This window comes from uncultured Oscillibacter sp., from assembly GCF_900544955.1.
Taxonomy (GTDB): Bacteria; Bacillota; Clostridia; order Oscillospirales; family Oscillospiraceae; genus Oscillibacter.
The window spans coordinates 1-12,941 of record NZ_UQXD01000029.1 but is presented as its reverse complement, the minus strand read 5'-3'; the positions used below and the strand labels follow the sequence as shown (position 1 = coordinate 12,941).

The window sequence follows — 12,941 nt, the reverse complement described above, 5'->3', positions numbered from 1 at the left end:
GGAGACAAGGAATGACCTTGTCTACTGCCATCATACAAGGTTGGGTCCAAAAATTCAACTGAATTTTTGGATTTCCGTGGTAAAGTAGGACAGAAATTTTGGTACTTTTTGCACTGCCTTTTATCAAAAACCACCGACATTCACAAAAATAGACAAACAGGAGAGCGGCAAGTCCGCTCTCCTGTGCAGGTTGTACAAAGGGACTCAGAGGGAGATGGAGGTGCCGGTTTTCCCGGCGATGCCGTCCTTGGCCTTTTCCAGCAGGGTGATGAGGGCCGTCCGCCCGGGCCGGGAGGAGGCGAACTGCACGGCGGCCAGGACCTTGGGCAGCATGCTGCCGGGGGCGAACTGCCCCTCCGCGGCGTAGCGCCGGGCCTCCTCCACCGTCAGGCGGTCCAGCCAGCGCTGGTCCGGCTTGCCGAAGTTCACCGCCACCTTTTCCACGGCGGTGAGGATGATGAGGGCGTCGGCCTCCAGCTCCCGGGCCAGCAGGGCCGAGGCGAAGTCCTTGTCGATGACGGCGCCCGCCCCCTTCAGATGGTTGCCCTGGGTGGGATAGACGGGGATGCCGCCGCCGCCGCAGGCGACGACCACCTGCCCCGCGTCGAAGAGGGTGCGGATGGTGTCGATCTCCACAATGGCCTTGGGCAGGGGGGAGGCCACGCACCGGCGCCAGCCCCTGCCCGCGTCCTCCATCACGGCGTTGCCCCGGCGGCGCATCTCCTCCGCCTCCGCCTCGGTCATGAAGGTGCCGATGGGCTTGGTGGGGTTCTGGAAGGCGGGGTCCGCTATGTCCACCTCCACCTGTGTGAGGATGGTGGCCACGCTCTTGCGCAGCCCCCGGTTCAGCAGTTCCTCCCGCAGGGCGTTTTGCAGGTCGTAGCCGATATAGCCCTGGCTCATGGCGGTGCACACGGACATAGGGGCCATGGGGTGGGAGGGGTCCTCCCGGTAGAGGGTGGTCATGGCGCTGTGGATCATGCCCACCTGGGGGCCGTTGCCGTGGGCCACCGCCACCTGGTGGCCCTCCTCGATCAAATCCACGATGGCCCGGGCCGTGTACTTCACGGCGGCCATCTGCTCCGGCAGGTTTTTGCCCAGCGCGTTGCCGCCCAGGGCGATGACGATACGTTTACCCATACTGCACCTCGTCGGTTGAATTGGGAATCGGGCGCCGTCTCAGAAGGCCTTGCGGGGCTTTCCGGCGTCCAGGGCCATCAGAGCGGAGACGGGGTCCTTCACCTTGCTCGTCAGGATCATGGCGGCGATGATGTAGGGCTTATAGCTGGCCTCCTTGTACAGGGGCACCAGATACCGGTCGAACACGGAGTTGTCCACCTCGCCCTGGGGGCAGGAGAGGCCGGTGATGTCGGCGGGCAGGCAGTGCAGGTAGAGGGCGCTGCCGTTTTTCGTCCGCTTCATCATCTCCTCGGAGCAGGTCCAGTCCTTGTGCAGGGCGTTTTGGGCCAGGAGCTGCTGCTCCAGGGCGTCGATGCCCGCCTGGTCCCCCGCCTGGTAGAGCTGGGTCCGCTGCTCCATGGCGGCGAAGGGCGCCCAACTCTTGGGATACACGATGTCCGCGTCCTGGAAGGCCTCGGCCATGGAGCCTACCTTCCGGTAGCTGCCGCCGGTGGCCGCCGCGTTCTTCCGGGCGATCTCCTCCACCTCGGGCATGACGTCGTAGCCCTCCGGGTGGGCCAGCACCACGTCCATGCCGAAGCGGGTCATCAGGCCGATGACGCCCTGGGGGACGGAGAGGGGCTTGCCGTAGGAGGGGGAGTAGGCCCAGGTCATGGCGATCTTCTTGCCCTTCAGGTTCTCCACGCCGCCGAACTGGTGGATGATGTGGAGCATGTCGGCCATGCACTGGGTGGGGTGGTCCACGTCGCACTGGAGGTTCACCAGGGTGGGCTGCTGCTCCAGGATGCCGTCCCGGTAGCCCTCCTTCACCGCGTCCATGAAGGTCTTCTGGTACTTGTGGCCCTCGCCGATGAACATGTCGTCCCGGATGCCGATGACGTCCGCCATGAAGGAGACCATGTTGGCGGTCTCCCGGACGGTCTCGCCGTGGGCGATCTGGGACTTCTTCTCGTCCAGGTCCTGGACCTGGAGGCCCAGCAGGTTGCAGGCGGAGGCGAAGGAGAACCGGGTGCGGGTGGAGTTGTCCCGGAAGATGGAGATGCCCAGGCCCGAGTCGAAGATGCGGGTGGACTTGTTCCGCTCCCGCAGGTCCCGCAGGGCGTCGGCCACGGTGAAAATGGCCTCCAGCTCCTCGTCGGTCTTGTCCCAGGTCCAGTAGAAGTCGGACTTATACAGGTTGTTGATGTGCAGCTTTTCCAGGTGCTGCGCCAGCTCGATGGTCTTGGACATAGATGCAGTCGCTCCTTTCAGCTCATTGAATCTCGTTGTCGGTGAGGCTCTGGCGGAACTCGGCGGCGTCGGCGCCCTTGTTCTCGCTGCGGTACAGGCCGGGGACGGCGGCGTACAGCGCCGCGCAGGTCACCAGGTCCTGCTTCCAGGTGATCTCGTTGGGGGCATGGGCCTGGGACTCCGCCCCGGGGCCGAAGCCCACGCAGGGGATGCCGTACCGGCCCTGGATGGAGACGCAGTTGGTGGAGAAGGTCCACTTGTCGGTGAGGGGGCGGCCGGTGCGCAGGTGCATGGCGTCGTACCGGGGGTCCGGGTCCGCGTGGCCGATCCGCGATTCGCCCCAGAGGGCGTGGTGGGCGTCCACCAGGGCCTGGACATGGGCGGCGCCGGCCTTGTTGATCCAGGTGGGGAAGAAGCACTCCGTCTCGTAGACCTCGCCGGTCCAGGAGGGCCGGTCGTACATGTACATGGAGACCTGCACGTCGCCGCCGTACTTTTTCACGCTGGGCAGTTGCCGGATTTCCTCCAGGCAGGAGTCCCAGGTCTCGCCGGCGGTCATGCGGCGGTCGATGGACACCGAGCACCCGTCCGCCACGGCGCAGCGGGAGGGGGAGGTGAAGAAGATCTCGGAGACGGTGCAGGTGCCCCGGCCCAGGAACTGGGCATCCTCCCAGTGCTCCGGGTTGAACGCCGGGTTCAGCATCTTCACCAGGCCCTTCACCTCGTTGGAGGGGCCGTCGCCGTTTTCATTCAGGGCACGGATGTCCTGGAGGATGTCAGCCATCTTATAGATGGCGTTGTCCCCCCGCTGGGGGGCGGAGCCGTGGCAGGAGACGCCCTTCACGTCCACCCGGATTTCCATGCGGCCCCGGTGGCCCCGGTAAATGCCGCCGTCGGTGGGCTCCGTGGAGATGACGAACTCCATCTGCCGCCGGGCCTCCTCCTTGCCGCCGCAGTACTTGTTCACCAGGTACTGCCAGCACATGCCGTCGCAGTCCTCCTCCTGGACGGAGCCCACCACCATGATCCGGTAGCCCGGGGGAATCAGCCCCAGGTCCTTCATGATGCGGGCGCCGTACACGGCGGAGGCCATGCCGCCCTCCTGGTCGCTGCCGCCCCGGCCGAAGATGACGTCCGCCGTCTCGTAGCCCTGGTAGGGGTCGGCCTCCCAGTTGGCGGCGTTGCCAATGCCCACGGTGTCGATATGGGAGTCGATGGCGATGATCTTCTCACCCTGGCCCATCCAGCCGATGACGTTGCCCAGGCCGTCGATCTCCACCTGGTCGAAGCCCACCTTTTCCATCTCGGCCTTGATGCAGAGCACCACGTCCTTTTCCTGGCAGCTCTCGCTGGGGTGGGAGATCATCTCCCGCAGGAACCGGGCCATGTCGGACCGGTAGCCCTCCGCCGCCGCTTTGATCGCTTCAAAATCCATAACGCTGTCCTCCCAAGATAGAATAGATGTGAGACCTCCGCCGTATGGATGGCTCATACTGTCTTTATCATAGCATAAGAAATCCACTTGTCAAACAAAAAATTAGAAAACCAAAAAATTTTTTAGTGAAACGGGTTGATTTCGATAAAATATATGGTATGATAGGGATGTTAAATTGGACGATTTCCATGGAAAATACGGAAGAGAAGGAGGGATCGCCTACGGAAAGCGGAAAGCTGGAACTGCTGCGGCAGGTGGCCACGGGGATTGCCGCCCAGTTCGGCAGCGATTGCGAGGTGGTGGTCCACGACCTGAGCCGCCACCCGGACCACTCCATTGTGCACATTGTCAACGGCCACGTGTCCGGGCGGAAGGTGGGGGACGGCGCGTCCACCGTGGTGCTGGAGCAGATGGAGAGCAACGACCCGGAGCCCAAGGACCACCTCTGCTATCTCACCAAGACGCCGGACGGGAAGATTCTGAAATCCTCCACGGTCTATATCCGCAACGGCAAGGGGCGGGTGTCCGCCATCCTCTCCATCAACTACGACATCTCCCGGCTGCTGATGGTGGAGGGAGCGCTGCGGGAGCTGGTCACCACCCAGGAACCGGCCCAGTCGGAGCCGGAGAAGATCGTCAACGTCAACGACCTGCTGGAGGATCTGATTCAGCAGTCGGTGGCGCTGGTGGGAAAGCCGGTGGCGCTGATGAACAAGGACGACAAGGTGCGGGCCATCCGGTTCCTCAACCAGAACGGCGCGTTTCTTGTCACCAAGTCCGGCGACAAGATCGCCAAGTATTTCGGCATCTCCAAGTACACCTTATATTCCTATATCGACACAAAACAGCAGGAGGGCAAAACCGTATGATTGATCTGACCATCCGCCGGGAGGGCCTGGAGCGCAACATTGCCAAGGCCCGGGAGAACGGCATCCTTATCCCCACCATCGCCCAGATGCAGCACCCGGAGACCATTCCGGAGAAGGTCCAGGCGAAGCTGAAAACCGTGGGGCTGTGGGACGTGGACACGCTGAACCTGTTCCGCATCACCTGGAAGAACGAGCCTGTGCCGTCCGGCGGCCTGTTCCAGGCGGTGCCCAACTATATTGAGCTGCCCCCGGCCCTCACCGGCGTCCCCTGCCGGATTGTGGCCATGGTGGGCAAATGGTTCCCCACCGGCTGCCACAAGGTGGGGGCCTCCTTCGGCTGCCTGGCCCCCCGGCTGGTGACGGGCCAGTTCGACGTGGAGCGGCACAAGGCGGTCTGGCCCTCCACCGGGAACTACTGCCGGGGCGGCGCGTTCAACTCCCGGCTGCTGGGCGCCCGGGGCGTGGCCATTCTCCCCGCCGAGATGAGCAAGGAGCGGTTTGACTGGCTCCATGAGATCGGCGCCCAGGTCATCGCCACCCCCGGCTGCGAGTCCAACGTGAAGGAGATTTTCGACAAGACCAACGAGCTCAAGCAGGACCCCCAGTACATGATTTTCAACCAGTTTGAGGAGATGGGCAACCCCCTGTGGCACTACAACGTCACCGGCAACGCCCTGGCGGACGTGTTCGAGGCCGTCAAGCGCCCCGGGGACCGGTTTGCCGGCGCCTGCTTCACCTCCGGCTCCGCCGGAACCCTGTCCACCGGTGACCGGCTCAAGGAGCTCTATCCCCGGCTGAAGCTGGGGGCGGGAGAGGCCCTCCAGTGCCCCACCATTCTGGAAAACGGCTTCGGCGGCCACCGGATTGAGGGCATCGGCGACAAGCACATCCCCTGGATTCACAACGTGAAGAACACCGACATGGCCATCGCCATCGACGACGAGGACAGCCAGCGGCTGCTGCGGCTGTTCAACACGCCGGAGGGGAGGACCTACCTGAAAGAGGAGCTGCACCTGGACGACGGGCTGCTGGAGCAGCTTACCTGGCTGGGCATCTCCGGCATTGCCAACGTGCTGTGCTGCATCAAGATGGCCAAGTACTACGAGTTCACGGAGCGGGACGTGGTGGGCACCGTCCTCACCGACAGCGCCGCCATGTACGGCAGCCGCATCCAGGAGCTGAACGAGTCCTGCGGGGCGTACAGCGCGAGGGAGGCGGCTCTGGACCACGCCCTCCACATGCTGGGGCTGAAGACCGACAGCATGGCGGAGCTGGGCTACCGGGAGCGCAAGCGGGTGCACAACCTGAAGTATTACACCTGGGTGGAGCAGCAGGGGAAGACCAGCGAGGAACTCAATGCCCTGTGGTACGACACCGAGGGCACCTGGGACGCGGTTCACCGGCAGGCCGCCGACCTGGACGCGCTGATCGAGGCGTTCAACGAGGCCACCGGCGTTTTGAAGCGCATGTGAGAAAACGGCATGGGCGGGGCCTCACAGCCCCGCCCCGTTTTTTGGGAAGGAGCGGGGAATGAACAGAAGGGGGTGGGCCTGCTGCTGGCGGTGGCGCTGCTCTGGACGGCTGTAGGATGCGGCGCGGCGCCTTCCGCGGAAAGCGCCACTAACGCCTCGGCGGCGAGGACGCGGGAGGACGGGGCGGAGGCGCCGCAGAAGAATGAAACAGCGGAGACCTCCCGGCCGGCGGAGGATGTGGAGGCGGGCGGAGACGATTGGATCGTATGGGAGGACCTATTCCTACAGGGCGTCGAACTGCTGGAGACAGAGGAGCTGGACGGCCTGCGGTACGGCCAGACGGAGGAGCAGGTGGAGGCACTTTGGGGTACGCCTGGGGAGAAGACGGAGCCGGAGGTTTGGGCGGCGGACGGGCTGGCCCACACCTGGTGGCGCTACGACGGGCTGTCCTTCGCTGGCGGGGTGCTGCAATCCGCAGCGTTCGTGGCGCCCCGGCCAGGGAAGACCCTGGCCGGGGTGGGTCTGGGCTCCACGGAGGAGGTCCGGGAGGCGGATGGGGACCGGATTGACGAGGAGTCCTCCACAGAGGAACGGCTTGTTGCCGGGAGCGTTTACGGCGGGCTAATCTTCACACTGGAGGAGGGGGCGGTGACAAAAGCTTTCTTGGGCGCGGCGGCGGAGTGACGGCGTACCAGAGTCCGGGGAACAGGCGGCCTTGCCGCGTATTCGGCAAAGGTCCGCCCGCCGCTGCGGATGCTGGCGGGCATCGCGCTGATCTGCGCAGGCATCCTGACCGAGGTCCCGCACCCGGCGGGAGACCGGCCGCAGGGGGGGGGCCGGGGGCGCTGGATACATCGGAGATATCAGAGACACCGGTCCTGCCCCCTGCGGAAGGACCCAAATCAAAAGGGAGGAACGACGATGCAACATGTGAAATACGGCAAATGCGTCCGCTGCGGCCGGACCTATCCGGCCGTACCGGATCTGACGACCTGTGACTGCGGCGGCATTCTGGACATAGTCTACGACTACGATCTCATCAAAACCCGCCTGACCAAGGAGACCCTGGCCCGGCGGGCGGAGCGGAGCATGTGGCGCTACCGGGAGCTGCTGCCGGTGGAGGAGGACACCGCCCCCCCGCCGCTACGGGTGGGCTGGTCCCCGCTGTACGACGAGCCCCGCCTGGCCAGGCAGCTGGGGCTCAAGCGGCTGTGGGTGAAGGACGACGGCCAGAACCCCACCGCCTCCCTGAAGGACCGGGCCAGCGCCATGGCGGTGGCCAAGGCCCGGGAGGCGGGGGCGGGGGTGATCGCCTGCTCCTCCACGGGCAACGCCGCTTCCTCCCTGGCGGGCAACGCCGCGGCGGCGGGGCTGGAGACCTTCATCTTTGTGCCCTCCCGGGCGCCCAAGGGGAAGGTGGCCCAGCTGATGACCTTCGGCGCCACCGTCATCTCCGTCCAGGGCAGCTATGAGGACACCTTTGAGCTCAGCCGGCAGGCCATCGGCCGCTGGGGCTGGTACAACCGCAACGCCGCCATCAACCCCTATCTCTCCGAGGGGAAGAAGACCGTCTCCCTGGAGATCATGGAGCAGCTGGACTGGCAGGTGCCGGACTATATCGCCATCTCCGTGGGGGACGGCTGCACCATCGCGGGACTGTGGAAGGGCCTGAAGGATCTGTACGCCATCGGCTTCATCGACCGCCTGCCCCGGCTGATCTCCGCTCAGGCGGCGGGGTGCTGTCCCCTGAACCGGGCCATTGAGACCGGCGAGCCGTGGCGGCCCATGGAGGAGAACACCCTGGCGGACTCCATCGCCGTGGGGGTGCCCCGGAACGCCGACAAGGCCCTGGCCGCCATCCGGGAGTCCGGCGGCCTGGTGGTGAACGTGTCCGACCGAGAGATCATGGAGGCCCAGGGGCTGCTGGGCCGCACCTGCGGCGTCTTCGGCGAGCCCGCCGGCGTCACCGGCACGGCGGGGGTGAAGAAGCTGTGCGAGCAGGGCGTCCTGGGGGAGGGGGACACCGTGGTGTCCGTGGTGACGGGCAACGGCCTCAAGGATGTGGCCAACGCCATCAAGGCCTGCGGGGAACCCATCTCCATCCCCTCCGACATGGAGCGGCTGTTGCAGGCCTTCGCGGAGCGGGGGATTCCCGCCAGATAAAACGGCGCCCGCCCGGCAGAGTGCTCTGCCGGGCGGGCGTTTCGCTGCTTATACGATCTTCCGCAGAAGCTGCGGCACCTCGTTTTCCTTTTGTTCGGCGAAATAGCGGATGATGTCCTTCCGGGTGACGATGCCGGTGAAATTGCCCAGATCGTCCACCACGGGGATGAAGTTCTGGTGCATGGCGCTGTTGAGCAGCTCCTCCATGCTGACGGTGATGCGGACGGAGGGGTAATTGTCCTGCTGGAGAATGTCCCGGATGCGCAGCTGCTCCAAATCCTTCATGGAACAGACCTGCCGCTCCGCGGGGACCTCGTTGAGCAGCTGCCAGAGGAAGTCCCCCTCGCTGACGGTTCCTACGTACTGGCCGTTTCGGGTGATGACGGGAATGGCGGTATAGCCGTGATGGCGCATTTTCTCCAGACCCTGGCGGAAGGTGCAGTCATCATACAAGTAAGCAACACGGTTTTTAGGGAGCAGAAAGTAAGCGATGTTCACGTTGCAGCCTCTTTTCTCGAGGGCGGACCGGCCGCCCGTATTTGTCCAAGGTGTTGTCGCTTCCCTATTATTACTATACAAGAAGGGCTTGGGAATTTGGTGAACAATTTATGAAATTTGCCCACAAAGAGGGTTTACATTTCCCGGAAAAGCTGGTATCATACGATTGTGGTTTATGCAACAAAAGGAGGCGCGTCAAATGCTGACACAGCAGGAATTGGAGAAGAGCCCGCTGTTCCGGGACATCAGCTACGAGGAATACCGCCGGATGCTGACCTGTTTCCAGGCGGTGCAGAAGTCCTACCGCCCGGAGGAGCTGGTATACGATTTTGCCGGGCCCAACAAAAACGCGGTGGGCATCCTGGAGCGGGGGGAGGCGGCGCTGATCCGGATCGACGAGGACGGCGTGGCCACCGTGCTGGAGGAGCTGACCTGCGGCGGCGTATTCGGCAGGGACCTGGCGTTTGCCGGCGCCCGGGGGGACAGCCTGGAGGTGGTGTGCCGGACGGCCTGCGACGTGCTGTTCATCGACTATCCCCACATCCTCAAGCGCTGCGAGAACGCCTGTACCCACCACAGCCTTCTGGTGCAGAACATGCTGCAATTGATCGCCGACAAGGCCCAGTCCCTCAGCGAGCGGGTGGACGTTCTCTCCCGCCGGTCCATCCGGGAAAAGCTGCTGTGCTACTTCCGCCAGCAGGCCGAGAAGGCGGGGGGAGACACCTTCACCCTGCCGTTTTCCCTCAGCACCCTGGCGGACTATATTGCCACCGACCGCAGCGCCATGATGCGGGAGCTGAAGCGCCTCCGGGAGGAGGCCCTGATCCGCTCCGACGGGCGGCAGTTTACCCTGCTGGCCTAACCCCTACAAATGTACCAAACAATTTGTGAAAAATTTGGCGTATTCGTGGCAAAAAGCGATTGACGCTGTTCTGCCGCTATGTTAAAATGTAAACAATGTGTCGCAAGGCAGGATACAGGTCCCCGCTGCATCAAATTTCGATCATTCGGGAAAGAAGGAAGAATATGTATCGTATCGTGAGAAAAGAGGCCCTCCGTCCCACGGTGACGCTTTATGAGATCGAGGCGCCCCTGATCGCCAGAAAGGCCCAGCCGGGCCAGTTTATTATTCTCCGCGTGGATGAGGGCGGGGAGCGCATCCCCATCACCATCAACGCGTACGATCCGGAGAAGGGCACCGTCACCATCATCGTCCAGACCGTGGGCGCCACCACCGAGAAGCTGAGCCGCCTGAACGAGGGCGACCGCCTCCAGGATTTTGTGGGCCCCCTGGGCAAGGCCACCGAGACCGAGGGCAAGAAGAAGGTCTGCGTGGTGGGCGGCGGCGTGGGCTGCGCCATTGCGTATCCGGTTTTGAAGAAGTTCCACGACAGCGGGGCGGAGGTCCACGCGGTCATCGGCTTTAAGAGCAAGGACCTGGTGATTCTGGAGGACGAATTCCGCAAGTCCAGCAGCATCCTAAAGGTCTGCACCGACGACGGCTCCTACGGCCAGAAGGGCCTGGTCACCGAGGCGCTGAAGGAGCTGATCGAGGCGGGCAACCAGTACGACGAGGTGTTCGCCATCGGCCCCATGGTGATGATGAAGTTCGTCTCCAAGACCACGGAGCCCTACGGCATCCCCACCACCGTCTCCATGAGCCCCATCATGATCGACGGCACCGGCATGTGCGGCGGCTGCCGCCTCAGCGTGGGCGGCGAGATGAAGTTCGCCTGCGTGGACGGCCCCGACTTCGACGGCCACAAGGTGGATTGGGACCTGGCGGTGAAGCGCAACCAGATGTATGAGGGCTTCGAGAAGCACAAGCACGAGGAGACCTGCAACCTGTTCAAGAAGGAGGCCGAATGACCATGGCCAATATGTCTTTGACGAAAAATCCCATGCCCTCCCAGGACCCGGAGGTTCGCAATAAGAACTTTGAGGAGGTGGCCCTGGGGTATACGGAGGCGCAGGCCCTGGACGAGGCGCAGCGCTGCCTGGGCTGCAAGAACAAGCCCTGCATGACCGGCTGCCCCGTGATGGTACATATCCCCGCCTTCATCGAGGAGGTGGCCAAGGGGCACTTTGAGGAGGCCTACCAGATCATCTCCGCCACCAGCGCCCTGCCCGCCGTCTGCGGCCGGGTCTGCCCCCAGGAGAGCCAGTGCGAGAAGTACTGCGTCCGGGGCAAGAAGGGCGAGCCCGTGGCCATCGGCCGGCTGGAGCGCTTTGTGGCGGACTGGCACAACAGCCACACCTGCGAGCTGCCCCCCAAGCCCCAGCCCAACGGCCACAAGGTGGCGGTGGTGGGCTCCGGCCCCGCGGGGCTGACCTGCGCCGGCGACCTGGCCCGGAAGGGGTATGACGTCACCGTGTTTGAGGCGCTGCACCTGGCCGGCGGCGTGCTGGTGTACGGCATCCCCGAGTTCCGCCTGCCCAAGGCCATCGTCCAAAAAGAGGTGGAGGGCCTGAGCGCCTTGGGCGTCACCATCGCCACGGACATCGTCATCGGCCGCACCCTATCCGTGGATGAGCTGATGGAGGAGCAGGGCTTTGAGGCGGTGTTCATCGGCTCCGGCGCGGGATTGCCCATGTTCATGGACATTCCCGGCGTCAACTACCGGGGCGTCTACTCCGCCAACGAGTTTTTGACCCGCATCAATTTGATGAAGGCCTACCGGCCCGACGCCGACACCCCCATCCAGCACCCCAAGCGGGTGGCCGTGGTGGGCGGCGGCAACGTGGCCATGGACGCCGCCCGCTGCGCCAAGCGCCTGGGCGCCGAGGTCTATGTGGTCTACCGCCGCGGCATGGAGGAGCTCCCCGCCCGGCGGGAAGAGGTGGAGCACGCCGAGGAGGAGGGCATCATCTTCAAGACCCTCCACAACCCGGTGGAGATTTTTGCCGACGAGAACGACGACGTGAACAAAATCCGCTGCATCCGCATGGAGCTGGGGGAGCCGGACGCCTCCGGCCGCCGCCGTCCCATCGAGGTGCCCGGCAGCGAGTTCGACATCGACGTGGACTGCGTCATCATGGCTCTGGGCACCAGCCCCAACCCCCTCATCAAGTCCACCACCAAGGGCCTGGAGATCAACAAGAAGGGCGGCATCGTGGTGAATGAGGAGGGCCTGACCTCCCGCCAGGGCGTCTATGCCGGCGGAGACGCCGTCACCGGCGCCGCCACCGTCATTCTGGCCATGGGCGCCGGCAAGACCGCCGCCAAGGCCATCGACGAGGCGCTGAGCAAGTAACCCCGCGAAATCCGGGAGACGGACCATCGGTCCGTCTCCTTTTTTTGACCTGGCGAACGGGGTGTGGTATGATGGAGAAAATCAAAACGGGAGGTATCCGATGGAAGCGACGAAAGAGAGAGCGGGGCTCCATCCCTTCAAAACCGCCAAATATCTGTTTTGGGGCATCCTGCTGTGCGCCGTGGTGGGCGTGGGCGGCTTTCTGGGCGGGCGATACGTCGCCGGGAGCCAATCGCCGCCGGAACTGTCCGCCGTGGTGCTGGAGGGGCGGCTGGCGGAGATCAGCGAGCTGGCCGCCGTGACGTACAGCTACACCAACATGGCCCAGTTTGAAAACAGCAATGACTTTTACGGCATGACCCTGCCCTTCACCACCAAGCGCTTCATCCTCACCTACGACGGCACCATCAAGGCAGGCATCGACCTAAACCGGGTGGAGATCGTGGTGGAGGGGAACCGGGTGCAGGTCCGCCTGCCGGAGGCCCGCATCCTCTCCCACGAGATTGCGGAGGACAGCGTGGAGATTTTCGACGAGAAGACCAGCATCTTCAATCCCTTCACGGTGGAGGATTTCACCTCCTTCCAGGCGGCCCAGAAGCAGGTCATGGAGGAGAAGGCCCTGGCCCGGGGTCTGCTGGAGCAGGCCGGAGAGAAGGCGGAAGGCAGCGTCCGTTTGCTGCTGGAGGAGCTGCTGCCGGAGGGGGCGGAGCTGACCGTCTCCCAGGCGTAAGGCCGGGCGGGTGGCTGCCCGATTGCAGGGAGCAAAGAGAAGAGGAGGGGGCGACGCCCTCTCCTCTTTTTGGTGCTGTCAGCTTTCGGTTGTTGCCAGGAAGCGCATCAAAATGGCAGCGGCCTGGGCGCGGGTGGCGCGGCCGTGGGG

12 protein-coding genes are annotated in these 12,941 nt (G+C 64.1%); 8 read left to right on the top strand and 4 right to left on the bottom strand.

Features of this window, described 5'->3' with window-relative positions; genetic code table 11:
* Positions 1 to 204: 204 nt before the first annotated feature.
* From arcC to QZS21_RS07890, 3 genes are read right to left on the bottom strand one after another with little or no spacing between them, the layout of a single operon-like run.
* A complete protein-coding gene (gene arcC / locus QZS21_RS07900; RefSeq protein WP_295582098.1) occupies positions 205 to 1,140 on the bottom strand; it encodes a carbamate kinase in 936 nt (311 codons plus the stop codon).
* 39 nt (positions 1,141 to 1,179) lie between these two features.
* The gene (gene ygeW / locus QZS21_RS07895; protein WP_295582096.1) at positions 1,180 to 2,370 is read right to left on the bottom strand and encodes a knotted carbamoyltransferase YgeW; all 1,191 of its coding nucleotides are present in this window, start codon (positions 2,368 to 2,370) and stop codon (positions 1,180 to 1,182) included.
* Between the two features lie 22 nt (positions 2,371 to 2,392).
* The gene (locus QZS21_RS07890) at positions 2,393 to 3,805 is read right to left on the bottom strand and encodes a YgeY family selenium metabolism-linked hydrolase (protein ID WP_295582093.1); all 1,413 of its coding nucleotides are present in this window, start codon (positions 3,803 to 3,805) and stop codon (positions 2,393 to 2,395) included.
* A gap of 188 nt (positions 3,806 to 3,993) precedes the next feature.
* Here QZS21_RS07890 and QZS21_RS07885 point away from each other — a divergent pair, with 188 nt between their 5' ends.
* The 4 genes from QZS21_RS07885 to QZS21_RS07870 all read left to right on the top strand — a co-directional run bounded on the left by QZS21_RS07885 (position 3,994) and on the right by QZS21_RS07870 (position 8,309).
* On the top strand, positions 3,994 to 4,674 hold the full coding sequence (locus QZS21_RS07885; protein WP_295582092.1) for a transcriptional regulator: 681 nt from the start codon (positions 3,994 to 3,996) through the stop codon (positions 4,672 to 4,674).
* A complete protein-coding gene (locus QZS21_RS07880) occupies positions 4,671 to 6,146 on the top strand; it encodes a pyridoxal-phosphate dependent enzyme (RefSeq protein ID WP_295582090.1) in 1,476 nt (491 codons plus the stop codon). Before QZS21_RS07885 ends, QZS21_RS07880 begins: the two co-directional genes overlap by 4 nt.
* 72 nt (positions 6,147 to 6,218) lie before the next feature.
* Positions 6,219 to 6,830: a hypothetical protein gene (locus QZS21_RS07875; protein ID WP_295582088.1), complete on the top strand. Its 612-nt coding sequence runs from the start codon at positions 6,219 to 6,221 to the stop codon at positions 6,828 to 6,830.
* 237 nt (positions 6,831 to 7,067) lie between these two features.
* Entirely contained in the window at positions 7,068 to 8,309 is a 1,242-nt protein-coding gene (locus QZS21_RS07870; protein ID WP_295582086.1) for a threonine synthase, read from the top strand.
* A 48-nt stretch (positions 8,310 to 8,357) separates the two neighbouring features.
* On the opposite strand, the gene QZS21_RS07865 is transcribed toward QZS21_RS07870, so the two are convergent.
* Complete coding sequence (locus QZS21_RS07865) at positions 8,358 to 8,807, bottom strand: CBS domain-containing protein (protein ID WP_295582084.1); 450 nt, start codon at positions 8,805 to 8,807, stop codon at positions 8,358 to 8,360.
* A gap of 199 nt (positions 8,808 to 9,006) precedes the next feature.
* Between QZS21_RS07865 and QZS21_RS07860 the strand changes: the two genes are divergently transcribed.
* The 4 genes from QZS21_RS07860 (at position 9,007) to QZS21_RS07845 (ending at position 12,791) form a co-directional block, all read left to right on the top strand.
* Positions 9,007 to 9,669: a Crp/Fnr family transcriptional regulator gene (locus tag QZS21_RS07860; RefSeq protein ID WP_295582082.1), complete on the top strand. Its 663-nt coding sequence runs from the start codon at positions 9,007 to 9,009 to the stop codon at positions 9,667 to 9,669.
* A 164-nt stretch (positions 9,670 to 9,833) separates the two neighbouring features.
* Positions 9,834 to 10,676: a sulfide/dihydroorotate dehydrogenase-like FAD/NAD-binding protein gene (locus tag QZS21_RS07855; RefSeq protein ID WP_295582081.1), complete on the top strand. Its 843-nt coding sequence runs from the start codon at positions 9,834 to 9,836 to the stop codon at positions 10,674 to 10,676.
* Between the two features lie 2 nt (positions 10,677 to 10,678).
* Entirely contained in the window at positions 10,679 to 12,061 is a 1,383-nt protein-coding gene (gltA, locus tag QZS21_RS07850) for an NADPH-dependent glutamate synthase (protein ID WP_295582080.1), read from the top strand.
* 100 nt (positions 12,062 to 12,161) lie between these two features.
* A complete protein-coding gene (locus QZS21_RS07845) occupies positions 12,162 to 12,791 on the top strand; it encodes a DUF4230 domain-containing protein (protein WP_295582079.1) in 630 nt (209 codons plus the stop codon).
* The last annotated feature ends 150 nt before the right edge of the window (positions 12,792 to 12,941 follow it).

Excerpts from the sequence above, each read along its gene's own strand:
- QZS21_RS07855 (WP_295582081.1), top strand. The coding sequence starts at position 9,834 with ATGTATCGTATCGTGAGAAAAGAGGCCCTCCGTCCCACGGTGACGCTT.
- QZS21_RS07885 (WP_295582092.1), top strand. The coding sequence starts at position 3,994 with ATGGAAAATACGGAAGAGAAGGAGGGATCGCCTACGGAAAGCGGAAAG.
- QZS21_RS07870 (WP_295582086.1), top strand. The coding sequence starts at position 7,068 with ATGCAACATGTGAAATACGGCAAATGCGTCCGCTGCGGCCGGACCTAT.
- gltA (WP_295582080.1), top strand. The coding sequence starts at position 10,679 with ATGGCCAATATGTCTTTGACGAAAAATCCCATGCCCTCCCAGGACCCG.
- arcC (WP_295582098.1), bottom strand. The coding sequence starts at position 1,140 with ATGGGTAAACGTATCGTCATCGCCCTGGGCGGCAACGCGCTGGGCAAA.
- QZS21_RS07880 (WP_295582090.1), top strand. The coding sequence starts at position 4,671 with ATGATTGATCTGACCATCCGCCGGGAGGGCCTGGAGCGCAACATTGCC.
- QZS21_RS07860 (WP_295582082.1), top strand. The coding sequence starts at position 9,007 with ATGCTGACACAGCAGGAATTGGAGAAGAGCCCGCTGTTCCGGGACATC.
- ygeW (WP_295582096.1), bottom strand. The coding sequence starts at position 2,370 with ATGTCCAAGACCATCGAGCTGGCGCAGCACCTGGAAAAGCTGCACATC.
- QZS21_RS07890 (WP_295582093.1), bottom strand. The coding sequence starts at position 3,805 with ATGGATTTTGAAGCGATCAAAGCGGCGGCGGAGGGCTACCGGTCCGAC.
- QZS21_RS07845 (WP_295582079.1), top strand. The coding sequence starts at position 12,162 with ATGGAAGCGACGAAAGAGAGAGCGGGGCTCCATCCCTTCAAAACCGCC.